Consider the following 23,151-nt stretch of genomic DNA (forward strand, 5'->3'; position numbering starts at 1 on the left):
TCCTTGAATCTTGATGTGAAGAGACTTCCGGCGATCAGGCTATCGGACCTGGCGGACGCTGAACCCCCGCCCCCATGTGGCACGGCGCACACACACCCCGTAAAAGACGGTGGCCGCCCGCGCCAAGGGGGGGGAGTGAGGCGCGGGCGGCCACCGTCGGGTGCGAGCACCCGTGGGGGGATGAAGGTCGGTTGCCCCGTACCGCGCCGACCATTCCCCCGGATCCGCCACTAATTCTTCGTGCAGCCCTGCGCACCGGTCTTCAGCGTCGCGCAGGCCTTCACCAGCGCCGGGTCGGTGACCGCGATCATCGGGGTGTACGCATCGGGATCGGCGGCCACCGTCCCCTTCTGCGTGACCGCTCCCGCCGCGCTGACCTGCACGACGTCGCCCGTGGCCGCCTGGTTGATCCGCGCCCACGCCGCCCCGCACGTCTTGCTGTACCGGACTTCGACGAGCGCGCCGCCGACCGTCACATTGGTCAGCGACCTGGCCAGCTCGCCGCCGCAGCCCATCGCTTCCGGGTCCTTGCCGGTGCAGTCCTTGCCGCTGCACTTCACCCCGGGGGGCAGATTGGGGTTGGTGGAGACGGTCGGGCTGGGCGTGGTCTTCTTCCCGCCGTTGTTGTTGTCGCCCTTGCCGCCCAGGTCGGTCAGGAGCACCGCGGCCGCTATCACCAGCAGCGCACCGACCACCCCGGCCAGGAACATCGTCAGCTTCTTCCGCCCGGGCCTCTGGTCGGAGGGCGAGGACGGTGACGAGGACGGCGGCCGGCTGCGCGGCGGCTGCGACGGCGCCTGGGGCTGGTGCAACGCCGCAGGGGGCGGACCGAACTGCCCGCTCTGCGGCGGTACGGGCGCCACCGGCACGGCGTCGGCGACCGGAGCAGCCTGGGCGGGCGCGGCGGACGCGCTCTGCGGGCGTGCGCTCCCGTTCTTCGTACGCGCCGGAGCCACCGGCGCGGACCCGAACTCCCCCAGCGCGGCGCGCGCCTGGGAAATCCGTATGGCTTCCATGGTCATGTCGTGCCGCGCCTCGGAACGGCTCCACGCCCGCTCCGCCAGCTCCCACATGGTGGTCAGATGCACCGGGTTGGTCCCGGTCACCTCGGCCAGTGCGACGATCGCGCCCTTCGGCGCGAGCAGCCGCCCGTTCAGATAGCGCTCCCACGACGTCTTGCTGTAGCCGGTCCGGTCGGCCACCGCAGCGATGCTCAGCCCGCTCCGGTCGACGAGTCTGCGCAGCTGGCTGGCAAACTCCCGTACCTGCGGGTCGAGTTCCTCCGGCAGAGCCTTCCAACGAGGCATTGCTTCCCCCTAGTCCCCCCGTATGCGCTGATGTACGTCCGTACGTGTCCGGCTGATGCACCCCCCGGCACATCCCCCGTTCTGGCTACCCCAAGGGATGCACAAAGTCAGGATGTCAGTTCCCCGGGTGGGAGCGCACGGGTGCATTCAGGGCGGCAGGACGCACATCGCGCGCCCCCGCCCCAACCGTCACGGAAACGACAGCGGCCCGCACACCTCACAAGAGGCGTACGGGCCAACCAGCCACAGGGGCAACGGAGTTCTAGGTGCGCACCGTGAAGTGGACGATGTCGTTCAGGAACGGGATCTTCAGCCACGGCTCCGGCTGCGCCATCAGCGCGAGCAGCACGATGGCCAGACCGAGAATCGCGTACGTGACCATGTCCGTGAAGCGGGAGCGGACCGCCAGCATGCCCACCGACGGCAGGCACCAGCGCATCACTCCGCCCGCGAGCATCGCGACACCGATGAGCAGCAGCCCGACGCGGGTCACGTCGAACGCGACGAGCAGCAGCCCGGCCCCGGTCGCGGAGAGCACGGTCAGCAGCGGCCACTGACGGAAGGGCGGCGGCACGTCCGCACCGGCCGCCCGGCCGCCGCCCTCGGGGCGCGCGGTGTCCGTCGTCACGGCGGGGAAACGGCGCGAGGTCCGTACGGGAGCGCCGTCGGGACCGGGGGCGCTGACGGCGTCGACGGTCTCGTCGGCCGCGTTGACGGCTTCCGCCGCCTCCTCGGCCGCGTCCGCCTCCGCGGTCCCCTGCTTCCCCGCGTCCTCAGCCGTCATGGCGCTCGGCCGCCTCGACCACGTTGACCAGCAGCTGCGCGCGGGTCATCGGGCCGACGCCGCCCGGGTTCGGCGAGATCCAGCCGGCCACCTCGGCGACACCGGGGTGGACGTCCCCGACGATCTTGCCGTTCTCGTCACGGCTCACGCCGACGTCGAGCACGGCCGCGCCCGGCTTGATGTCCTCGGGCTTGACCAGGTGCGGAACACCGGCCGCCGCGACCACGATGTCCGCCTGCTTGAGGAGCGACGCGAGGTCACGCGTGCCGGTGTGGCAGAGCGTCACGGTCGCGTTCTCGGACTTACGGGTGAGCAGCAGCCCGATCGAGCGGCCGACGGTGATGCCGCGGCCGACCACGACCACATGCGCCCCGTTGATCTCGACGCCGTGGTGACGGAGCAGCTGGATGATGCCGTACGGGGTGCAGGGCAGCGGCCCGTCGACCCCGAGCACCAGCTTGCCGAGGCTCATCGGGTGCAGACCGTCGGCGTCCTTGGCCGGATCCATCAGTTCCAGGACGCGGTTGGTGTCGATGCCCTTGGGAAGCGGAAGCTGGACGATGTAGCCCGTGCACTCCGGGTTCTCGTTGAGCTCCCGTACGACGGCCTCGATCTCCTCCTGCGTCGCGGTGTCGGGCAGTTCGCGCTGGATCGAGCCGATGCCGACCTCGGCGCAGTCCCGGTGCTTGCCGTTGACGTACCAGCGGCTGCCCGGGTCGTCACCGACCAGCAGCGTGCCGAGACCAGGGGTGATGCCCTGCGTCTTGAGGGCCGCCACACGGGCGGTCAGATCGGACTTGATCGCGGCCGCGGTGGCCTTGCCGTCGAGAATCTGGGCTGTCATACGGCCATTCTTCCAGGGCCCGGCGTGATCGCCCAAGTTGCACTTGCACAACTCATAGGGAATGCGACTGGACAAACTTATGGCTCGTTTAGAACGATGATCGGCGCAGTGTGTCGCGGGCAGTACCGGGGGGCGAAACCGCTCAGTTCCATGCATTTCCTCCGCTCGGACCGCGTCGTCCCCAGAACTACGGAGGAATTCCCCCATGAGCTTCGGCGACCCGAACAACCCCTACGGCCAGCAGCCCCAGCAGCCGGGCCAGCAGCCGCAGCAGCCCGGCTACGGCTACCCGCAGCAGGCCCCCCAGGGCGTCCCGCCGCAGGGCCAGCCCGGCTACGGCTACCCCCAGCAGGACGCGGCGCAGGCCGGTTACGGCTACCCGCAGCAGCAGCCCGGCTACGGCTACCCGCCGCAGGGCCAGCAGGGCTACGGCTACCCGCCCCAGTACGCGGGCTGGTGGAGCCGGTTCGCCGCCGTGCTGCTGGACGGCCTGATCATCGCCGTCCCGTACGGCATCCTCCTCGGCATCGGCGCCGGCATCGGCGGCGGTGCGGGCTCCGCTCTCGCGATCCTCGGCATCCTCGTCGGCTTCGGCCTCGGGCTCTTCAAGCTCTACAAGGAGGGCACCGAGGGCGCGTGGATCGGCAAGAAGGCCCTCGGCATCCGCCTGGTGCGCGAGGCCGACGGCCAGCCGCTCGGCTTCGGCATGGCGTTCGTCCGCTACCTGGCCCACTTCGTGGACAGCCTCGCCTGCTACCTGGGCTGGCTGTGGCCGGCGTGGGACGCCAAGAAGCAGACCTTCGCCGACAAGATCATCTCGTCGATCGTCATCAAGTCCCAGTGATCTGACGCCCCTCGCACGCGAGAAGGCCGCAACCCCCGTTCGGCGGACGGGGGTTGCGGCCTTTTCCGTACTTGCGATCAGTGGAAGAAGTGGCGCGTCCCGGTGAAGTACATCGTCACGCCCGCCTTCTTCGCGGCCTCGACGACCAGCTCGTCACGGACCGAACCGCCCGGCTGCACCACGGCCTTGACCCCGGCGTTCGCCAGGATCTCGAAGCCGTCGGGGAACGGGAAGAACGCGTCCGAGGAGGCGTACGACCCCCGCGCGCGCTCCTCGCCCGCGCGCTCCACCGCGAGCTTCGCGGAGTCGACGCGGTTGACCTGGCCCATGCCGACGCCGACCGAGGCGCGGTCCTTGGAGAGCAGGATCGCGTTGGACTTGACCGCGCGGCACGCCTTCCAGGAGAACGCCAGCTCGGCCAGCTCCTCGGCGGACAGTGCGTCGCCGGACGCGAGCGTCCAGTTGGCCGGGTCGTCGCCGTCGGCCTGCAGACGGTCGGTGACCTGGAGCAGCGCACCGCCGTCGATCTGCTTGACCTCCACCGGTGCGGACGGCGCCTCGGGGGCGCGCAGCACGCGGATGTTCTTCTTGCGGGCCAGGACCTCGACCGCGCCGTCCTCGTACGACGGCGCGACGATGACCTCGGTGAAGATCTCGGCGACCTGTTCGGCGAGTGCCACGGTGACCGGACGGTTGACCGCGATCACGCCGCCGTACGCGGAGACCGGGTCGCAGGCGTGCGCCTTGCGGTGCGCCTCGGCGACGTCGTCGGCGATCGCGATGCCGCACGGGTTGGCGTGCTTGATGATCGCGACGCACGGCTCGGCGTGGTCGTACGCGGCCCGGCGCGCGGCGTCGGTGTCCGTGTAGTTGTTGTACGACATCTCCTTGCCGTGCAGCTGCTCGGCCTCCGCGAGACCGCCCGTGCCGGAGATGTAGAGGGCGGCGCCCTGGTGCGGGTTCTCGCCGTAGCGCAGGACGTTGGAGCGCTCGTACGTCGTCCCGAGGAACTCCGGGAAGCCGCTGTCGTCGGCCGGCGCGTAGCCGTCCACGAACCAGTTGGCGACCGCCACGTCATAGGCGGCGGTGTGCTGGAACGCCTCCGCCGCGAGCCGCTTGCGGGCGGCGAGGTCGAAGCCGCCGGCCTGGACCGCGGCCAGGACGTCCGCGTACCGCTCGGGGCTGGTGACGACCGCGACCGACGGGTGGTTCTTGGCGGCGGCGCGGACCATGGAAGGCCCGCCGATGTCGATCTGCTCGACGCACTCGTCGTCGGATGCGCCCGAGGCGACGGTCTGCGTGAAGGGGTAGAGGTTCACGACGACCAGGTCGAAGGGCTCGACGCCCAGCTCGGCGAGCTGGCGCTGGTGGTCCTCCAGGCGCAGGTCGGCGAGGATGCCCGCGTGGACCTTGGGGTGCAGCGTCTTGACGCGGCCGTCGAGGCACTCCGGGAAACCGGTCAGCTCCTCGACCTTGGTGACGGGCACGCCCGCGGCAGCGATCTTCGCAGCGGTCGACCCCGTCGAAACGAGCGTGACACCGGCCGCGTGCAGCCCCTGGGCGAGCTCCTCGAGCCCCGTCTTGTCGTAGACACTGATCAGCGCGCGACGGATGGGCTTATTCACCGACATGAACCTTTCGTCCCTCAATGCGGTAGCCGTTACGGGCCAGACGCCCCACGACCTCGACGAGCAGCGAGCGCTCGACTTCCTTGATGCGCTCATGGAGAGCGACTTCGTCGTCCGCTGCCCGGACCTCGACCACGCCCTGCGCGATGATCGGCCCGGTGTCGACGCCGTCGTCGACGAAGTGGACGGTGCAGCCGGTGACCTTCGCGCCGTACGCGAGTGCGTCGCGCACGCCGTGGGCCCCGGGGAAACTGGGCAGCAGGGCGGGGTGCGTGTTGACGAACCGGCCGCCGAACCGGGCGAGGAATTCCTTCCCCACGATCTTCATGAAGCCGGCCGACACGACCAGATCGGGCTCGTACGCGGCCGTGGCCTCGGCCAGCGCCAGATCCCAGGCCGCGCGGTCCTCGAAGTCCTTGACCTTGCAGACGAAGGTGGGCAGCCCCGCGGCGCGGGCGCGCTCCAGCCCGACGATGGACTCGCGGTCGGCTCCGACGGCGACGACCTCGGCGCCGTACCCCTCAGGATCGGCGGCGATCGCATCGAGCAGGGCCTGCAGATTGGTTCCGGACCCGGACACCAGGACGACAAGACGGGCTGCGGCCACGAGGGGGCCCTTTCTGGAATGCGGCTTTGTACGGTCCTACGAACGCATCGCACGCCCCGATACGGGGAACCCTACGAACGCGCCGACCGTCGGCAACGATACCGGCACACCGGACGGCCCCCACGGGACGGGGGCCCGGCCGGAAGGTAGCGTCTGGGGCAGGCACCGTCTCCCGGACGGGAACCGACTGAGGGGAAGACGTTCACCAGATGCAGGACCGACGCCAGAGCGTGACCGACCGCCTCCCCCTGTTGCTGCCGCGGGAGCGTCGCTCGCCGTCCTCATCTGCCCCTTCGCCGGACGGGTCCGACGACAACAACAACCCCTTCGCGCCGCCGCCCGAGGACAAGCCCGAGCAGCCCTGGCGCCCGCGCCGCCCCGAGAGCGGCGACACCCCGCCGGAAGACACCCCTCCGCCCCCGCCGAACCCCTGGGGCGGCCAGTGGAGCAACCAGCAGCCCGGCCGCCAGGACGGCGGCTTCGGCGGCGGCCCCCGCCCCCAGCGCCCCGACCAGGGCGGCTCCGGCGGCCCGGGCGGTCAGCGCGGCCCCGGCCTGCGCTGGGACGTGACCGACCCCGCCCAGCGGCGGGCCCGCTATGCGCTGCTGGCCGGGATCTGGGCCTTCTTCTGCGCGTTCAACTTCTGGCAGATCGGGCTGCTGCTCGGCTCGCTGGCCCTGTACTGGGGCATCAGCTCGCTGCGCGCCAAGCCGAAGCCGCGCGAGGACGGCTCGACCCCGCCGCCGGGCACGCCGAAGCCGCAGACGACGGCGGCGGTGGCGGGCGTGGTGACGGCGGGGCTCGCGCTGGCGATCATCGCGGCGACGTTCACGGTGCAGATCGTGTACCGCGACTACTACTCGTGCGTGGACGACGCCCTGACCCAGTCGGGCAAGATCGCCTGCAACGACAAGCTCCCCAAGTCCCTGGTGAACATCTTCGGCACGCAGTCGTAACAGGGGGCAGAGCCGCTCACGAGGTGGGCGGCTTCTCCTCGTCCGTCTCCGACGCCGCATCCGACGCCGTCTCCGACGCCGTCTCCGTCGCCGTCTCCGTCGCCGCATCCACCTCGGCCTCGGCCTCGGCAGGCTCAGGGGCGGGCACCTCCGCCACAGGTACGGGCTCGGGTTCGGGCTCCGGATCCGGCGTCGGTACGGACTCCACGACAGGCTCTGCGACCACCGTCGGCTGTTGCGGCGGGAACAGGGCCATCAGACCGCCCGAGGCCTCCTTCAGCGCCGTCCAGCGGCGCTCGCGCTCCTGGGTCTCGCCCTCCGCCGCCTCAGCCTTCAGGCCACGGCGGAAGCGCCACCAGCGCAGGCCCAGCGCCAACGGGACCCCCACGCCCGCCGTCCACACCAGTGCCGCCGCGCCCGTGCGCCACCACACCGGGCCGAACTCCGCCAGGTTCCCCGTGCCGAGCGGGCCGCCCGCCAGCGCCGCCAGCAGCGCCGCACCCGCCGCGCAGCCAGCAGCCGCCAGCGCTGCCACGGACGCCGTGTCGCGCAGGCCGCGGTCGGCTTCCGTACGTACGGAGAACCAGCCCACCACCACCCCGGCCGCCACCGGAACCAGCGCCACACCCCAGCCCAACCAGGACCCGCGCCCCTCCGCCGGGACCGCCGCCAGCAGCGGGAAGTGCGGCAGCGCGGGGTTCGTGGTCACCCCCAGGGGCGAGGCGGTCGCCCCGGCGCCGAGCGCAAAACCGGGCCCGAGCGCGTAGGCCGCCGCCCACACCGCCGCGTTCGGTACGAGGGCCAGCGCCAGCAGCAGCACCGCGAAACGGCCCGACCACACCCCCGTGAGCTGCAGAAACGCACTCTGCGCGGCCCCCGCGTGCCACACCAGCGCGCCCCCGAGCAGCAGCGCGCCACCGCCCACCAGGACCGCGACCCCGGCGGCCGCCGCCCGTACCGCGTCGCCCGCGTCGTCCGGCACCCACTCCGGCAGCGGCACCGGGGGCCGCCCCGCCGCCGTCCACACCCCGAGCCCGACCGTCCCCGCCACGACCACCGGCAGATGGAACGCCGCGCTCAGCGGTCCCGCCGCCAGCGGCCCGCCGAGGTCGTACAGCGCCACCACGCCCGCGACCAGCAGATATCCGCCCGACACCGCCCAGAAGGCGCCCCGCACGGACGCGACGGGCCGGCCCTCCTCCTGGTCCATGCAGTCGCGCGCGGCCCGGTACAGCAGCCAGATCGGCCCCACCGACAGCAGCAGCGGTACGACACCGACCGGCGCCGGCACCCCGGAGAGGGTGTCCGGCCTGGTCAGCTCGGTGCCGTGGGCGAGCAACCAGATCCCCGCGGCGACGTGCAGGGCCCCGTCGGGGCCGCTGTCGGGGTACGGGGAGCTGATCCACTCCACCATCACCAGCACGGCGAGCGCACCGAGCCCGACCCCCGCGGCGACGGCCCCGCGCAACGCGCAGTCGACAAGCGCGGCGGCACGACGACTCCGTACGGGGGCGGACGGCGGCAACAACGGGCTGCGATCGGTCACTTGGGTCACGGAGCCATGCTCCCAATGTCCGACACATTCGCGGCGCAACAGGCAAAGAGCCGTCGTGTCACTCAATATACGTTTATGTACTTTTCTGTCCGTCGTTCGATCACGGAGAGTCCTCATGACTGAACTGCCCTCCCCCAAGGAGCGGCGCAGGCTGCGCGAGGCGAAGTCCCTGACCGAGGAGCAGGTCGCGACGGCTGTCGGCGTCACCCGGGCGACCGTACGGTCCTGGGAGACCGGCCGGACCTCGCCGCGCGGCCGCAGGCTGGAGCAGTACGCGAAGCTGCTGCAGGCGGAGGTGGAGGCGGAGGAGCCGCAGGTCAAAGCCGTGGAGACCGCGCCCGCGCCCTCCCCCGCCCGCCCTCATCAGTCCCTCTCGCAGCACACCCGCCCCCGGCCCGCGGCCAAGCGCGCCGCCAAGCCGCCGGAGACCAGTCCGTCGCGCCACGCACAGCATCAGCAGGTGGTCCGCGTCATGGCGACCGCCGCCGCGCAGCCCTCCAAGCCCGTCGTACGGGCCTCGGCGGCGCCGCAGGCACCGGCACCGGCACCCGAGCCGGAGAGGGCCGAGCAGGTCCAGCAGGTCCCCGAGACGCAGGCCGAAGCCGAGCAGGGCCCCGAAGGTTCCGACGGCCCGGGGGGTCTCACCCCCGCCCAGGCCTACGACGCGCTCTACGCCCGGACCGCCCCCGGCCTCGTACGCCAGACCTATCTCTTCACCGGCCGCCGCAGGCTCGCCGAGGACTCCGTCGCGCACGCCTTCCACCTCGCCTGGCAGCGCTGGCCCGAGGTCGCGACCGACCGGGACCCGGAGGGCTGGGTGCGCGCGGCGGCGTACGAGTACGCCATGTCCCCCTGGCACCGGCCCCGCCGCGCCCCACGCCACCCCGACCAGCCGCCCACCGACCCCGAGCGCCGCGCGCTCTTCGACGCGCTCCTTGGGCTGCCCGCGGTCTACCGCCGCACGCTGCTGCTCTGCGACGGCGTCGGCCTCGGTGTCGCGGACACCGCGGCCGAGACGGAGGCCTCCACGGCGGCCGCCGCCAACCGGCTGCTGCACGCGCGGGCCGCGCTGGCCGAGCGGCTGCCCGAGCCGGTCGACGAGGCGGAGCTGCGCGAGCGGCTCGGCGCGCTGGCCGAGGCGGACCCGGCCGCGAAGCTGCCGGCGGCCCGTACCGCGCGTACGGGAAGCGAGCGCAAGACGCAGTTCTGGACGCGGGCGTCCATCGGCTTCGTCGTCACGATCACCTGCGCGACGATCTTCACGCTGGCCACGGCGCCGACGTCGTACCACAAGCCGACGCCGACCGGGGCGTACGTCACCGGGGTGCCCGTCCCCCACGGCGGCCCCGAGCGGCTGACCACCGCGGACAAGAAGCTCCACGAGAAGCTGCGCGACGAACCGGCAAACGGGCCGGGGCACTTGGTGCCCGACACGCGCTGAACGCACGCAGCACGCGACGCGGGCCCGTACCCCTGGAAGCCAGGGGTACGGGCCCGCGTCGTACGTACGGAACTACTAGGCGGCGTTCAAGATCTCGCGCGCCAGCTTGGCCGTCTCGGTCGGCGTCTTGCCGACCTTGACGCCCGCGGCCTCAAGGGCCTCCTTCTTCGCGGCAGCCGTGCCGGAGGAGCCGGAGACGATGGCGCCGGCGTGGCCCATGGTCTTGCCCTCGGGGGCGGTGAAGCCCGCGACGTAACCGACGACCGGCTTGGTGACGTTCTTCGCGATGAAGTCCGCCGCACGCTCCTCGGCGTCGCCGCCGATCTCGCCGATCATGACGATCAGGTCGGTGTCGGGGTCCGCCTCGAACGCCGCGAGGGCGTCGATGTGCGTGGTGCCGATGACCGGGTCGCCACCGATGCCGACGGCGGAGGAGAAGCCGAGGTCACGGAGCTCGTACATCATCTGGTACGTCAGCGTGCCGGACTTCGAGACCAGGCCGATGCGGCCCGGCTTCGTGATGTCGCCCGGGATGATGCCGGCGTTGGACTGGCCCGGGGTGATGAGACCGGGGCAGTTCGGGCCGATCAGGCGGGTCTTGTTGCCCTTGGCCTGCGCGTACGCCCAGAAGGCGGCCGAGTCGTGCACGGCGATGCCCTCGGTGATGATCACGGCGAGGGGGATCTCGGCGTCGATCGCCTCGATGACGGCGGCCTTCGAGAAGGCCGGCGGCACGAAGAGGACGGAGACGTTGGCGCCCGTCTTCTCCATCGCCTCGGCGACGGAGCCGAAGACCGGGACCTCGGTGCCGTCGAAGTCGACGGACGTGCCGGCCTTGCGGGGGTTCACGCCACCGACGATGTTGGTGCCGTCGCCCAGCATGAGCTTGGTGTGCTTCATGCCCGTGGCACCGGTCATGCCCTGGACGATGACCTTGGATTCCTTGGTCAGGAAGATAGCCATGGTGTTCTGACCTCGTCCCTTACTTCGCAGCCGCGAGCTCGGCGGCCTTGTCGGCCGCGCCGTCCATGGTGTCCACGCGCTGTACGAGCGGGTGGTTGGCGTCCGACAGGATCTTGCGACCCAGCTCCGCGTTGTTGCCGTCGAGGCGCACGACCAGCGGCTTCTCGACCTTCTCGCCCTTGGAGGCGAGCAGTTCGAGGGCCTGGACGATGCCGTTGGCAACCTCGTCACAGGCGGTGATGCCGCCGAAGACGTTGACGAAGACGGACTTGACGTCCGGGTCGCCGAGGATGATCTCGAGACCGTTGGCCATGACCTCGGCGGAGGCGCCGCCACCGATGTCGAGGAAGTTGGCGGGCTTGACCCCACCGTGGTTCTCGCCGGCGTAGGCGACGACGTCCAGGGTCGACATGACCAGACCGGCACCGTTACCGATGATGCCGACCTCGCCCTCGAGCTTGACGTAGTTGAGGCCCTTGGCCTTGGCAGCAGCCTCGAGCGGGTTGGCTGCGTCCTTGTCCTCGAGCGCCTCGTGGTCGGCCTGGCGGAAGTCGGCGTTCTCGTCGAGCGAGACCTTGCCGTCCAGGGCCAGGATGCGGCCGTCCTTGGTCTTGACCAGGGGGTTCACCTCGACGAGGAGGGCGTCCTCGGCGACGAAGGTGTCCCACAGGGTGACCATGGCCTCGGCGACGCCCTCGGCCACGTCGGCCGGGAACTTCGCCAGGGCGACGATCTCGCGGGCCTTGGCGAGGTCCACACCGTCAACGGCGTTGACCGGGACCTTCGCGAGGGCCTCCGGGGTCTTCTCCGCGACCTCCTCGATGTCCATGCCGCCCTGGACCGACGCCATGGCGAGGAAGGTGCGGTTGGTGCGGTCGAGGAGGTACGAGACGTAGTACTCGGCCTCGATCTCGGGGGACAGCTCGGCGATCATCACCTTGTGGACCGTGTGGCCCTTGATGTCCATGCCGAGAATGTCGGTGGCCCGGGCCACTGCCTCGTCGGCGTTGGCGGCGAGCTTGACGCCGCCGGCCTTGCCTCGGCCTCCGACCTTCACCTGGGCCTTGACGACGGACTTGCCGCCAAGACGCTCGGTCGCCTCGCGGGCTGCCTCAGGCGTGTCAATGACTTCACCGGCCAGCACCGGTACACCGTGCTTGGCGAAGAGGTCCCTCGCCTGGTACTCGAACAGGTCCACGCGCGTTCCGTCCTTGGTGATCGCGGTTTTTAGTCTGCGTGGGCGTGCCGCAAGGGCAACGTGACTGCACTGTCACAAGGGAGTGCGTACACGGTGTCCGGTACGCGGCATGTCCGTCTCGCAGGTTATCCCCGTGGGACCTGGGTCCCTAAATCGCAGATCACACATGGGCGGTGATTACTGTCACAGACGGTGTGCCGGAACCGGGCGGTCCCCTGGGGCTCGGGAACCGCCCGGTGAGCAGGGCTGCTAAGCCCTGCGGTCGGTTACAGGACGTGCCCGGCGTACGCGGGGAGGGCATCCGTCACGATTGACGGAGTGACCGAAGCCACAGTGGCCGTGGCGCCCGTCGCGGCGTGCGCGACGGTCGGCTGCGCGTCGCGGGCGACCCCGGAGACGACGCCCTGGGCGAAGGGCTGGACCTGGGTGGTCACGCCCTGGGCGAGGGTGGTGACGTCGCCGACGGCCTGGCCGACGACCGGAAGCACGCCGTCGACGGCGGTTCCGGCGACGGGCGGCAGGACGGAGTCGGCGGTCTGGGCGACGGCCGGGCCCGCGGTGTTCTGGACGGTGCCCTGGGCGGCGCTCTGGGCGTAGCCCGGGATCTGGTCCAGGGGGCCGAAGAGGTAGTCGATCTCGTCGGCCTGGGCGACCGAGGGGAGCTCGGGGGTCTGGGGCGTCTGGGTGGGCAGCTGGCCCCTGGCGGCCTTCACCGCGGCGGCGGCCTCGGCGGCCTTGGCGCGGACGTCGCCGACACCCTTGCCCTGGGCCGCATGCGTCACCTTGGCGACCGTGCCCTGCGCGTCCGTGCCGTCCACGACCTTGTCGAGGGCGGTGTGCGGTACGGCGACGGGCAGCTCGGCAGCGCTGGCGGACGCCGCAGCGCCCACGCCCCACACTCCGGAGACGGTGGCGGCGACAGCTATGGAACGACGGATGTTCTTGTTCATGACGTGCTTCAGATCCTTCGAATTCGGCATGGCCAGTCCGGAGGCTTCCGGCTGACGGGCAGACCTGTTCCGCCCCCGCGCGACAGGTCGGGACGGGGGAACGGGCTGCCCTAGCCGGGGAATTCGAGGATGTCGTGCGGTCTGTCGCAGACCGGTTCGTCGGTGTCCGGGCGCCCGGCGGCGGGCGCGAGGACGAAGCGGGTGCCGCCGGACACGGGGACGGCGTGGGGTTCGCCGGCGCGAGGCGTGTGCCCGTCGGCGGACCACTTGCCGTCGGTGCCGCAGGGGTCGACGGGCAGATGCCGTACGGGAGTACGGAGCTGCCCGTGATGCTGCTGCGGTGCGGCGTCGACGGGTCCGTGCCGGTACGTGACCGGGCGCACGTCCGGCCGCGGTGCGACCGGATCCGCCGTACGCACAGGGGTGTTCACCTTGGCGGCGGTGCGCTTGGGCGACTGGGGGGTGCTTTGCGGCGCGGGCGTCACGGACGTGACGACCGGCGGCTTCTCCTGCGGCACGGGCACGGGTACAGGCACGGGCAGCGCGGCGGTGATGCCGTCCGTCAACTGCCGTACGGGTTTGGCCACTTCGCGCACCGTGTCCGTGACCGGCTGCACCAGATGCCGCACCTCGCGCACGGGCTGGACCTTGGTCAGCCCGGCCTCGGGCAGCGCGGGAACCTTGGGCTCGGCCGCGTGCGCCTGGCCGCCGAAGAAGAACCCGAGCGCCAGCAGCCCGCCCAGGAACAGCACCACGCGCAGGGCGCGTGATGCCGCAACGGGCGGAACTGCAGGGACAGTCACGGTGGCAGGTGGCCTTCCGGGGTACGACGGAACGGAGCCCTCCGCGGGCAACGCACCGATGCTTGCACGAGACGCAGGGGGTTACGCAAGCCCCCTGTTACTGATGCGTCTCCATGTCCGGTATGGGAAGTTCCCGCTTCTCGATCGCCGCCGCCATGACGTCAGGGAACAGATCGGGGGTACAGGCGAACGCCGGTGCGCCCAGTGCCGCCAGGGCTGCCGCATGGTCGCGGTCGTACGCCGGAGCCCCCTCGTCCGACAGTGCGAGCAGCGCCACGAACTGCACGCCCGACGCCTTCATCGCCGCGACCCGCTTGAGCATCTCGTCCCGGATTCCGCCCTCGTACAGGTCGCTGATCAGCACGACCACCGTGTCGGCGGGCCGGGTGATCTGCGACTGGCAGTACGCGAGCGCCCGGTTGATGTCCGTGCCGCCGCCGAGCTGCGTACCGAAGAGGACGTCGACCGGGTCGTCGAGCTGGTCGGTCAGATCGACGACCGCCGTGTCGAAGACGACGAGCCGGGTCGCGATCGACCGCATGGAGGCGAGGACCGCTCCGAAGACGGACGCGTAGACCACCGAGGCGGCCATCGAACCCGACTGGTCGATACAGAGGACGACGTCCTTCTTCACCGACTGCGAGGCCCGCCCGTATCCGATGAGCCGCTCCGGCACGACCGTCCGGTACTCAGGGAGGTAGTTCTTCAGGTTGGCGCGGATCGTCCGGTCCCAGTCGATGTCCCGGTGCCGTGGTCTGCTGATCCTCGCCGAACGGTCCAGCGCCCCCGTCAGCGTCGCCTTCGTCCGCGTCGCCAGGCGCTTCTCCAGGTCGTCGACCACCTTGCGGACGACCATGCGGGCCGTCTCCTTGGTCGTCTCCGGCATGGCCTTGTTGAGGGAGAGCAGCGTCCCGACGAGATGGACGTCCGCCTCGACGGCCTCCAGCATCTCCGGCTCCAGGAGCAGCGCGGAGAGCCCGAGCCGCTCGATCGCGTCGCGCTGCATGACCTGCACGACGGAGCTGGGGAAGTACGTACGGATGTCCCCGAGCCAGCGCGCGACGGACGGCGCCGACGCTCCGAGCCCCGCCGAACGCTCGCTGCTGCGGCCGCCCTTCCCCTTGCCGTTGCCGTAGAGCGCGCCCAGCGCCCCGTCCATCACGGCGTCCCTGCCCGCGAGTTCGCACCCCGTACCGTCGGCCGCTCCTCCGCCCAGCACCATCCGCCAGCGCCGCAGCCGCTCGCCCGTCGTACCGTTCATCGCTCCCCCGATCCCAGTCCCAGCAACAGCCGCACCACCGGCTCCACCGCGTCCGCCCGCACCTGGTCGATCCCCGCCCCGAACCCCGGCGCCCCGGACTCGGCCGGCCGCCCCTGCCCTTCCGCTGCGGGCCCGCGCCGGACCAGCTCGCCGAGGGTCCGCCGTACGCCCGGCTCATAGGCGGCGAACGTCCGCCGCAGCAGCGGCAGTACGTCCGTGAACGCATCCCCCGACACCCCGCTCAGCCATGCGTCCACCAGCCCGAGCAGCCGCTCGTCGTGGACCAGGAGCATCCCGCCGCCCGAGGCCCCGCCGACGAACCCCTCGATCCACGCGGCCGCGTCGACGGGCTCCGTGCCGGGCGAGAGCGCGAGCCCCATGAGTCGCGCCGCCTCGTCCTCCGCGAGCCGGCCGTCGTCGAGCAGCAGGCGGGCTGCGCGGCCGCGCAGCACCCCGGCGACGGAGTCCCGCTCCGTGAGTTTGAGCAGCACCTGCGCCCAACGGCCGCGCAGGCCGCCGGAGTTGTCCGGACCCTCCGAGCCGTCCGTGAGCAGGCCTATCGCGGTCTGTACGCCGTCGAGGTGGCCGCGCATCTGGTCCGCGCCGTCCGCGTCGAGGCCGGTGCAGGCGGGCGGCAGGCCCACGCAGATCCGCTCGGCGAGACCCGCCGCCACCTTTCCCAGCGCGGCCGTGTCCGTGGAGCGCACATCGCCGTACCGCAGCGAGCGGGCCAGAGCGGGCAGGGCCTGGGCGAGGTGGCCGACGTCCGCGTCGAGCGCCGCCCGGTCGGCGAGCGCCTGCATCACCACGGGGAGCGCATCCGGCAGTTCGGCCAGGAGGCACTGCTCGGCCAGCGCGGTGACGTCGGCGAGCGCGGTCGCCGAGACGGCCCGGGTCTCCGCCTTCGCCGTCGCAGCGGAGAGCACGGTCGTCCCCCACACCCCGGCCTCGGCGACCCGTACCGAGAGCTCCGGCTCCCAGCGCAGCCGCCAGCTCTCCCGGAAGGTGCCGGTGCTCCCCCGCCCGCCGGTCGGCTCGCCCCAGCCGACGCCGAGCAGCCGCAGCCGGTGCAGCAGCCGGGAACGCGAGGCGTCGGTCTCCTTTCGCAGATCCAGCTCCAACTCCCTTGTCACCGCCTCAGCCTTGAGCCGCAGGGTGCGCTGCGTCCGCGTCAGATCGCGTTGCAGCGGCACGGCGGGAGCCGCGTCCGGGACCTCCCCGAGCACATCGCCGACGACGAGCCGGTCCTGTACGAGCGAGAGCGGGACGTCGGAGCCCTCGCACATCACCGCCCGGATCGCGTCGGTCGTCTCGCCCAGGCCGGCGAGCGGCCGCCCGCGCATCGCGGCGAGGGTCTCCGCGAGCCGGACCGCCTCGATGACATGGGCGGGAGAGACGATCCGGTCCTCCTCCCTCAGCAGCCCGGCCACCTTGGTCATCCAGCGCTCGACGGGCCGGTCGGGGGCGCCGAAGAGGTGCCCGTACCAGCCGGGCGAGTCGATTCCCGCGCCGTAACCGCTGTGCCGCGCGAGCCTGCGGTGCGTCCAGGGCACCCAGGTCAGTTCGGCCTTGACCCGGGGCAGCCCCTTGAGGAGGGCACGGTCGGCGGCCAGGGTGGTCTTCTCGGCGAGCGCGGGCACATGCCAGGCCCCGCAGACCACGGCGACGCGATCATCCCCGAACTCCTTCACCGCGGTGCGGAGTTGGATCCGCATGTACGCCTCGCGGGCGAGGTCGCGCGCGTATCCACCGTCCCCGTACTCCTCCCGGAGCGCCCCCATCGCCTCGGCGAGCGCCTCGAAAGGGGCGAGTGCGTCCCCTCCGCCGGGACCGCGATGCTCGACGACGTCCTCCCACCACCGCTCGGCGTCGTCGTATCCGGCGGTCTCCGCGAGCACCCCGATGGGGTCGATACGGACGGACCCGGCGCCCTCCGCCTTCTCCTCTTCTTCCTTCTCCTCCGCCTCCATCGCCAGCGAGTGCGCCGCCGGAAGGTCGATGAACCGCACCGGCACCTCGTGCGCCAGCGCCCAGCGGATCGCGACCCACTCCGGCGAGAACTCGGCCATCGGCCAGAACGCCGCCCGGCCCGGGTCGTCCGTGACATGGGCGAGCAGCGCCACCGGTGGCCGCATCTCCTCGTCGGCGGCGAGCGCGAGCAGCGCGTCGCCCTCGGGCGGCCCCTCGATCAGCACGGCCGCCGGGACCGCGGCGTCCAGTGCGTCCCGCACGGCGCGGGCCGAGCCCGGCCCGTGGTGCCGGACGCCGAGGAGCAGCGTCATACCGACACCTCCCGGCAGGCGCGGTAGAAGTCCTTCCAGCCGTCCCGCTCCCTGACGACCGTCTCCAGGTACTCCTGCCAGATCACCCGGTCCGCCGCCGGGTCCCGTACGACCGCACCCAGAAGCCCCGCGGCGACATCGCCCGGCCGCAGCACGCCGTCGCCGAAGTGGGCGGCCAGGGCGAGGCCGTTGGTGACGACGGAGATCGCCTCGGCCGTGGAGAGCGTCCCGGACGGGGACTTCACCTTCGTACGCCCGTCGGCCGTGACCCCGCCGCGCAGCTCGCGGAAGACCGTGACGACGCGGCGGATCTCCTCAAGTCCCTCGGGCGCCGCGGGGAGTTCGAGCGAGCGCCCGATCTGGTCGACGCGCCGCGACACGATGTCCACCTCGGCCTCGGCGGTGGCGGGCAGCGGCAGGACGACCGTGTTGAAGCGCCGCCTCAGTGCGCTCGACAGCTCGTTGACGCCGCGGTCGCGGTCGTTCGCGGTGGCGATGAGGTTGAAGCCGCGGACGGCCTGCACCTCCTGCCCCAACTCCGGGATGGGCAGGGTCTTCTCGGACAGGATCGTGATGAGCGTGTCCTGGACGTCGGCCGGGATACGCGTGAGCTCCTCGACCCGCGCCGTCATCCCCTCGGACATGGCCCGCATGACGGGGCTGGGGACGAGCGCGTCGCGGCTGGGGCCGTGGGCCAGCAACTGGGCGTAGTTCCACCCGTATCTGATGGCCTCTTCGGGTGTGCCGGCCGTGCCCTGCACCAGCAGGGTCGAGTCGCCGCTGACGGCGGCCGCGAGATGTTCGGAGACCCAGGTCTTCGCGGTGCCGGGGACCCCGAGCAGCAGCAGCGCGCGGTCGGTGGCGAGTGTGGTGACGGCGACCTCGACGATGCGGCGCGGGCCCACGTACTTGGGTGTGATCACGGTCCCGTCGGGGAGCGTGCCGCCGAGCAGATAGGTGGCCACGGCCCACGGCGACAGCTGCCAGCGGGCCGGGCGCGGCCGGTCGTCGGCTGCGGCAAGTGCCTTGATCTCATGGGCGAAAGCGTCCTCGGCGTGCTCGCGGAGAACTTCATTCTCGGTCACGGTGGATCCCCCTCCAGATCACTGAACCGGCTACGACAACAACCGTGCACCATGCCACTGACAATCGCTCTGACCTGCGACAACGACCGATTGTCAGTGGCGGCACGTAGCGTCGTGGACATGAATCAGCAGGGGGTGCGCTGGACTGCGGATCAGGTGCTGGCACTGGCTCCTGATGCCGCGTCACGTAAGGCGGGAAGCAGGCTCGGTTCTGCCGGGCCGTGGTCGGAGACGGGGTGCGGGGGCGGCTCGGGAGCCGTGTGGGGAGAGTGCAAGGGAAGCGGGAGCACGCCGTACCGCACCGTCGTGGACACGGCGGGCGTCGCGTACAAGTGCAGTTGCCCCAGCCGGAAGTTCCCGTGCAAGCACGCACTGGGGCTGCTGCTGCTCTGGGCCTCGGACGAGGAGGCGGTGCAGGAGACGCAGTCGCCGCCGGAGTGGGCCGGCGAGTGGCTGGAGGGGCGCCGGAAGAAGGCGGAGGAGGCGCAGTCCGCGCCGGAGGGCGTCACGAGAACGGCCGATCCGGAGGCGGCGAGACGCCGGGTCGAGCGGCGGGCCGAGCGGGTCACCGCGGGGGCGGTGGAGCTGGAGCAGCGTCTCGAAGACCTGCTGCGGGGCGGTCTCGCCGCCGCCGAGCAGTCGGGGTACGGGCTCTGGGAGGAGACCGCGGCCCGGATGGTCGACGCCCAGGCGCCCGGACTGGCGGGGAGAGTAAGGGAGTTGGGGGCGATTCCGGCCTCCGGCGCGGGGTGGCCGGTGCGGCTGCTCGAAGAGTGTGCGCTGCTGCATCTGCTCGACCGCGCCTGGCTCGGGCGGGAGGGACTGCCGGAGCCGCTGGCCGCCACGGTGCGCACGCGGGTGGGGGTGCCGGTGGCGGCCGAGGGGCCTGCGGTCCGGGACCGCTGGCTGGTCCTCGCCCAGTACGACACCTCGGACGGCAAGCTCACCACCCGACGGATCTGGCTCCACGGGCGGGAGTCGGGGCGCACGGCGCTGGTCCTCGACTTCGGTGCGGCGGGGCGCGCTCCCGGGGTGGCGCTTCCGGTCGGCCTGGAGCTGGACGCCGAGTTGACGCCGTATCCGGGGGCGGGACAGCTGCGGGCGGCGCTGGGCGAGCAGTTCGGGGTTCTGGGCGGGTCGGGCGGACCGCCGGCCGGGATGCGGGCCGCCGACGCCGTCGCCGCGTACGGGCGCGTGCTGCGGGACGACCCGTGGGCGGAGGCCTGGCCGGTGACGCTGGACTCCGTCGTACCCACCCCTGCCGGAGACGCCGGGGACACCTGGCAACTGGCCGACAGCGACGGGGTATTGGCGCTGCCCGTCGCGCCGGACGCACTGTCGCGCCCCGGGCTGTGGACGCTGGCCGCGCTGTCCGGGGGCGGCCCGGTCACCGTGTTCGGCGAGTGCGGACACCGGGGATTCACACCGCTCACGGCCTGGACGCCGGACGGGACCGACGGGGTCCCGCTGACCTGAAGGGGGTTGCATGACCACGACCGTTGCCACATCGGCCTGGGAAGAGCTCGTCACGTCGGCGCTGCTCGGCACCGACCGCAGGCCCGCACCCGAAGGGGTCGCGTCCCTGCTCGACACCGCGGCCCTGCACACCGTACGACGCCGGGCGGGCCTCCTCGCTGCGCCCGCCGCCGTACCGCCCGAGCCCGCGGCGCACGACCCGCGGCCCGCGCTGCCCGCACCCGCACGGCGCCGCCTGGCCCAGCTCCTCGCCGACCGCAGCGGGCCCTCGGGGGCGGGCGGGCGCAGGGGCACGACCCCCGATCTGACCGAGCTGCTGCCGCAGTGGCTCGCCGCCGCAGGCCTGCACGGCTACCGTGCCCCGGCCTCGCTGCTGCCGGCGCTCCTGGATGCGGCGAGGGCGCGTACGGATCTGCGTCCGCAGGCCCTCGCCTTCGCCGGGCCGCGCGGACTGTGGCTGGCGGGCCTCAACCCGGAGTGGAAGTTCGCCCTGCGGGGCGCGGCGGGCGGCGCCGTACTGCCACCGCCGTCGGACACCGGAGCCGTACAACACCTGTGGGAGGAGGGGCTGTTCGCGGAACGGGTCGCTCTGCTCGCCTCCGTACGAGCGGCCGCACCGGAGACCGGGCGCACCCTCCTGGCCTCCACCTGGTCCACGGAGCGGGCCGAGGACCGGCTGATGTTCCTGGACTCGCTCCGCACAGGCCTCTCGGAGGCGGACGAGCCGTTCCTGGAGCAGACACTCTCCGACCGCAGCCGCAACGTCCGCTCCACGGCGGCCGAACTGCTCTCCGCACTGCCGGGATCCGCGCTGGCCGGACGGATGGCGGTGCGGGCGGCGACCTGCGTCAGCCCGGACCGCACGGGAGAGGGCGCGGGCATCGTGGTGGAGGCGCCGCACGAATGCGATGCGGCCATGCAGAGGGACGGCGTGGTGCCGACGCCTCCGGCAGGCCGAGGCGAACGGTCGTGGTGGCTGGGTCAGTTGGTCGAGGCGGCCCCGCTGTCGGTCTGGCCGGGACGGTTCGGGGGCCGTACGCCGCAGCAGATCACCGACCTCGCGGTGTCGGACGACTGGGGCGAGGAGCTGCACGCGGCGTGGTGCCGGGCGGCCGTGCGGCAGCGGGACGCCGAGTGGGCACGGGCCCTGCTCGGCGGCCCCGGTACGGCATCGCTCGCCGAGCGCGCCAAACTGCTGGCCACACTACCCGAGGACGAACGGGCCGACTGGGTCGCCGAGTTCATCGCCGCGCACGGCCTCTCCGAGGCGTTCCAGCTGCTGGGCGTGTGCGCCGTTCCGTGGGCCGGTCCGCTCGGGCGGGCGGTGGTGGACTCCCTGGAGATCGCCCGGGACGCGGGCAGCTACCCCTGGAGCTTCAGCGGGGTGATGGGCCTGGCGGAACGCTGCATGGACCCCACCGAGGCGAGCCGCTTCGAGGCACTGGCCGCGATGCCGGACGAGGCGGAGGGTGCGGCCCCGGGGGCAGGGGGGTACTGGTCGGAGGCGTTCCAACGCCTCGTCTCCACGCTGCGGCTGCGCGCGGCGATGCTCCAGGAACTGGAGGCGCCGGCGTGACTCAGACCTGCTCCAGCCGCACGTTCGCGTTGACCCAGTCGACGATGGAGGCCGTCGTCGCGCCCGGCGTGAAGATCTCCGCGACGCCCTTCTCCTTCAGCGGCGCGATGTCCGCCTCGGGGATGATGCCGCCGCCGAAGACCTTGATGTCCTCCGCGTCCCGGTCCTTCAGAAGGTCGATCACCTTGGCGAAGAGCGTGTTGTGGGCGCCCGAGAGGATGGAGAGGCCGATCGCGTCCGCGTCCTCCTGGATCGCCGTGTCCACGATCTGCTCGGGGGTCTGGTGCAGCCCCGTGTAGATGACCTCCATGCCGGCGTCGCGCAGCGCCCGCGCGATCACCTTGGCCCCGCGATCGTGCCCGTCGAGCCCCGGCTTGGCGACCACCACGCGGATCGGACCGTCGACACCCATCACTGCCTCCATGCACCACGATGTGAACGAACGTTAGCGACAGCATCCCGCAACCCGCCGTTTCACGGTGGATGGGGAGGGGGAAATCACACCTGGGACATGTATCGGGGAGCCGCGGACGAGGTCGCCGCACCACCGTGCCGTCAGCCGCGCAGCATGGTGGTGCGGGCCGTCACCGGCTTCCCACGAGGGCACACGGGGGACAGGGTCGTCTCCCCGCGTGCCGTTAGGGAGGTCGGCCCATGAGGGTCTTACCCTTCTTTCTCTTTCCGCAGTGTCTGCTGCGCCGGATGCGTTTCTCCTCCGCCCTCCTGAGATCCACCGCCCTGGAGCTCACGATCCTCGCCGGACATCTGCTCCTCTATCCCTCCGGCCTCACTCCCGAGCGCCGGGCCGAGGACGACCGGGATCCGGCGGAGACCGCCACGATCACGGGCCCCGACCGGCCGCCCGTCGTCCTGCTCCACGGCTTCGTGGACAACCGCTCCGTCTTCGTCCTGCTGCGCCGCTCCCTGGCCCGGCACGGCTGGCGCCGGATCGAGGCGCTCAACTACTCGCCGCTGACCTGCGACATCCGCGTCGCCGCCGAACTGCTCGCCCGCCATGTCGAGGAGATCTGCGCCCGCACCGGACACCAGCAGGTCGATGTCGTCGGGCACAGCCTCGGCGGCCTCATCGCCCGTTATTACGTACAGCGCCTCGGCGGCGACACGCGCGTCCGCACCCTGGTCACGCTCGGCACCCCGCACTCCGGCACGCACGTCGCCCAGCTCATGAGCGCCCATCCGATCGTGCGCCAGATGCTCCCCGGCTCCTCCGTGATCGAGGAGCTGCGCAAGCCGGCGGAGGGCTGCTGCACCCGGTTCGTCAGCTTCTGGAGCGATCTCGACCATCTGATGGCGCCGGTCGAGTCGGCCTGCGTCCAGCACCCCGATCTGATCGTGCAGAACGTCCGGGTCAGCGGAATCGGGCATCTCGCCCTGCCCGTCCACCCGGCCGTCGCCGCCGGCATCCGCCAGGCCCTCGAATCAGCGGAGACGGAGGCCGGCGCAACGGGGGCCGTTTCCGTGGCCTGAGAGCCCGGAATATCCGAACGCACCTCGAACGCCGGGCCAAAGCTCTGCCCAGAGACCGCCGAAAGACGGCCGAATGCCCGTTTCCCGACGGCTCAAAACCTGT

Annotated in this window: 20 protein-coding genes; 6 read left to right on the forward strand and 14 right to left on the reverse strand. The window is 72.0% G+C overall.

From position 1 onward, the window contains the following. Positions 1-230: 230 nt before the first annotated feature. The 3 genes from OG707_RS15030 to OG707_RS15040 form a co-directional block, all read right to left on the reverse strand. Positions 231-1,307, reverse strand: a complete 1,077-nt coding sequence (locus OG707_RS15030; protein WP_329118371.1) for an XRE family transcriptional regulator — start codon at positions 1,305-1,307, stop codon at positions 231-233. Between the two features lie 262 nt (positions 1,308-1,569). Further along, positions 1,570-2,091 (reverse strand): DUF3017 domain-containing protein, encoded by a 522-nt coding sequence (locus tag OG707_RS15035; protein WP_329118373.1) that lies wholly within the window; start codon positions 2,089-2,091, stop codon positions 1,570-1,572. Continuing rightward, positions 2,081-2,935, reverse strand: coding sequence for a bifunctional methylenetetrahydrofolate dehydrogenase/methenyltetrahydrofolate cyclohydrolase (locus OG707_RS15040; RefSeq protein ID WP_329118375.1), 855 nt, complete (start codon positions 2,933-2,935; stop codon positions 2,081-2,083). The genes OG707_RS15035 and OG707_RS15040 overlap by 11 nt, the downstream gene beginning before the upstream one ends. Positions 2,936-3,140: 205 nt before the next feature. Here OG707_RS15040 and OG707_RS15045 point away from each other — a divergent pair, with 205 nt between their 5' ends. Beyond that, on the forward strand, positions 3,141-3,779 hold the full coding sequence (locus tag OG707_RS15045) for an RDD family protein (protein ID WP_329118377.1): 639 nt from the start codon (positions 3,141-3,143) through the stop codon (positions 3,777-3,779). A gap of 77 nt (positions 3,780-3,856) precedes the next feature. Here the strand turns inward: OG707_RS15045 and purH are convergent, their stop codons facing one another. Together purH and purN are read right to left on the reverse strand one after the other, a co-directional pair. Then, on the reverse strand, positions 3,857-5,410 hold the full coding sequence (gene purH / locus OG707_RS15050) for a bifunctional phosphoribosylaminoimidazolecarboxamide formyltransferase/IMP cyclohydrolase (RefSeq protein WP_329118379.1): 1,554 nt from the start codon (positions 5,408-5,410) through the stop codon (positions 3,857-3,859). Beyond that, entirely contained in the window at positions 5,397-6,014 is a 618-nt protein-coding gene (gene purN / locus OG707_RS15055) for a phosphoribosylglycinamide formyltransferase (protein WP_329118382.1), read from the reverse strand. The genes purH and purN overlap by 14 nt, the downstream gene beginning before the upstream one ends. A gap of 209 nt (positions 6,015-6,223) precedes the next feature. Here purN and OG707_RS15060 point away from each other — a divergent pair, with 209 nt between their 5' ends. Then, entirely contained in the window at positions 6,224-6,970 is a 747-nt protein-coding gene (locus OG707_RS15060) for a hypothetical protein (RefSeq protein WP_329118383.1), read from the forward strand. A 16-nt stretch (positions 6,971-6,986) separates the two neighbouring features. Here OG707_RS15060 and OG707_RS15065 read toward each other — a convergent pair whose 3' ends face one another. Continuing rightward, the gene (locus tag OG707_RS15065) at positions 6,987-8,525 is read right to left on the reverse strand and encodes a cell division protein PerM (RefSeq protein WP_443071334.1); all 1,539 of its coding nucleotides are present in this window, start codon (positions 8,523-8,525) and stop codon (positions 6,987-6,989) included. Positions 8,526-8,640: 115 nt separating this feature from the next. Between OG707_RS15065 and OG707_RS15070 the strand changes: the two genes are divergently transcribed. Continuing rightward, positions 8,641-9,966, forward strand: a complete 1,326-nt coding sequence (locus OG707_RS15070; protein WP_329118385.1) for a helix-turn-helix domain-containing protein — start codon at positions 8,641-8,643, stop codon at positions 9,964-9,966. A gap of 75 nt (positions 9,967-10,041) precedes the next feature. Here OG707_RS15070 and sucD read toward each other — a convergent pair whose 3' ends face one another. From sucD to OG707_RS15105, 7 genes are all read right to left on the reverse strand, one after another. After that, entirely contained in the window at positions 10,042-10,929 is an 888-nt protein-coding gene (gene sucD / locus OG707_RS15075; protein ID WP_329118387.1) for a succinate--CoA ligase subunit alpha, read from the reverse strand. 19 nt (positions 10,930-10,948) lie between these two features. Next, positions 10,949-12,127, reverse strand: coding sequence for an ADP-forming succinate--CoA ligase subunit beta (gene sucC / locus OG707_RS15080; protein WP_329118389.1), 1,179 nt, complete (start codon positions 12,125-12,127; stop codon positions 10,949-10,951). A gap of 266 nt (positions 12,128-12,393) precedes the next feature. Beyond that, positions 12,394-13,077, reverse strand: a complete 684-nt coding sequence (locus OG707_RS15085; protein WP_329118391.1) for a hypothetical protein — start codon at positions 13,075-13,077, stop codon at positions 12,394-12,396. 110 nt (positions 13,078-13,187) lie between these two features. Then, positions 13,188-13,880 (reverse strand): hypothetical protein, encoded by a 693-nt coding sequence (locus OG707_RS15090; protein ID WP_329118393.1) that lies wholly within the window; start codon positions 13,878-13,880, stop codon positions 13,188-13,190. A 97-nt stretch (positions 13,881-13,977) separates the two neighbouring features. Then, a complete protein-coding gene (locus OG707_RS15095; protein WP_329118395.1) occupies positions 13,978-15,141 on the reverse strand; it encodes a VWA domain-containing protein in 1,164 nt (387 codons plus the stop codon). Further along, a complete protein-coding gene (locus OG707_RS15100; protein WP_329118397.1) occupies positions 15,138-17,423 on the reverse strand; it encodes a DUF5682 family protein in 2,286 nt (761 codons plus the stop codon). The genes OG707_RS15095 and OG707_RS15100 overlap by 4 nt, the downstream gene beginning before the upstream one ends. After that, entirely contained in the window at positions 17,420-18,508 is a 1,089-nt protein-coding gene (locus OG707_RS15105; protein WP_329118399.1) for an ATP-binding protein, read from the reverse strand. The genes OG707_RS15100 and OG707_RS15105 overlap by 4 nt, the downstream gene beginning before the upstream one ends. 120 nt (positions 18,509-18,628) lie before the next feature. Between OG707_RS15105 and OG707_RS15110 the strand changes: the two genes are divergently transcribed. Next, complete coding sequence (locus OG707_RS15110) at positions 18,629-19,984, forward strand: SWIM zinc finger family protein (RefSeq protein ID WP_329118401.1); 1,356 nt, start codon at positions 18,629-18,631, stop codon at positions 19,982-19,984. Positions 19,985-19,994: 10 nt separating this feature from the next. Then, the gene (locus tag OG707_RS15115) at positions 19,995-21,560 is read left to right on the forward strand and encodes a DUF5691 domain-containing protein (RefSeq protein ID WP_329118403.1); all 1,566 of its coding nucleotides are present in this window, start codon (positions 19,995-19,997) and stop codon (positions 21,558-21,560) included. Position 21,561: 1 nt separating this feature from the next. Here the strand turns inward: OG707_RS15115 and OG707_RS15120 are convergent, their stop codons facing one another. After that, positions 21,562-21,972 carry a cobalamin B12-binding domain-containing protein gene (locus OG707_RS15120; RefSeq protein ID WP_329118405.1) on the reverse strand — a complete coding sequence of 137 codons (411 nt, stop codon included), beginning with the start codon at positions 21,970-21,972 and terminating at the stop codon, positions 21,562-21,564. Between the two features lie 242 nt (positions 21,973-22,214). On the opposite strand from OG707_RS15120, the gene OG707_RS15125 reads away from it, so the two are divergent. Continuing rightward, on the forward strand, positions 22,215-23,048 hold the full coding sequence (locus tag OG707_RS15125; protein ID WP_329118407.1) for an esterase/lipase family protein: 834 nt from the start codon (positions 22,215-22,217) through the stop codon (positions 23,046-23,048). Positions 23,049-23,151 lie beyond the last annotated feature (103 nt).

The organism is Streptomyces sp. NBC_01465 (assembly GCF_036227325.1).
GTDB lineage: Bacteria > Actinomycetota > Actinomycetes > Streptomycetales > Streptomycetaceae > Streptomyces.

Bases quoted from the DNA above. Each gene is read 5' to 3' on its own strand.
- OG707_RS15030 (WP_329118371.1), bottom strand. From the start codon at position 1,307: ATGCCTCGTTGGAAGGCTCTGCCGGAGGAACTCGACCCGCAGGTACGG.
- OG707_RS15035 (WP_329118373.1), bottom strand. From the start codon at position 2,091: ATGACGGCTGAGGACGCGGGGAAGCAGGGGACCGCGGAGGCGGACGCG.
- OG707_RS15040 (WP_329118375.1), bottom strand. From the start codon at position 2,935: ATGACAGCCCAGATTCTCGACGGCAAGGCCACCGCGGCCGCGATCAAG.
- OG707_RS15045 (WP_329118377.1), top strand. From the start codon at position 3,141: ATGAGCTTCGGCGACCCGAACAACCCCTACGGCCAGCAGCCCCAGCAG.
- purH (WP_329118379.1), bottom strand. From the start codon at position 5,410: ATGTCGGTGAATAAGCCCATCCGTCGCGCGCTGATCAGTGTCTACGAC.
- OG707_RS15060 (WP_329118383.1), top strand. From the start codon at position 6,224: ATGCAGGACCGACGCCAGAGCGTGACCGACCGCCTCCCCCTGTTGCTG.
- OG707_RS15070 (WP_329118385.1), top strand. From the start codon at position 8,641: ATGACTGAACTGCCCTCCCCCAAGGAGCGGCGCAGGCTGCGCGAGGCG.
- sucD (WP_329118387.1), bottom strand. From the start codon at position 10,929: ATGGCTATCTTCCTGACCAAGGAATCCAAGGTCATCGTCCAGGGCATG.
- OG707_RS15085 (WP_329118391.1), bottom strand. From the start codon at position 13,077: ATGAACAAGAACATCCGTCGTTCCATAGCTGTCGCCGCCACCGTCTCC.
- OG707_RS15095 (WP_329118395.1), bottom strand. From the start codon at position 15,141: ATGAACGGTACGACGGGCGAGCGGCTGCGGCGCTGGCGGATGGTGCTG.
- OG707_RS15100 (WP_329118397.1), bottom strand. From the start codon at position 17,423: ATGACGCTGCTCCTCGGCGTCCGGCACCACGGGCCGGGCTCGGCCCGC.
- OG707_RS15110 (WP_329118401.1), top strand. From the start codon at position 18,629: ATGAATCAGCAGGGGGTGCGCTGGACTGCGGATCAGGTGCTGGCACTG.
- OG707_RS15115 (WP_329118403.1), top strand. From the start codon at position 19,995: ATGACCACGACCGTTGCCACATCGGCCTGGGAAGAGCTCGTCACGTCG.
- OG707_RS15120 (WP_329118405.1), bottom strand. From the start codon at position 21,972: ATGGGTGTCGACGGTCCGATCCGCGTGGTGGTCGCCAAGCCGGGGCTC.
- OG707_RS15125 (WP_329118407.1), top strand. From the start codon at position 22,215: ATGAGGGTCTTACCCTTCTTTCTCTTTCCGCAGTGTCTGCTGCGCCGG.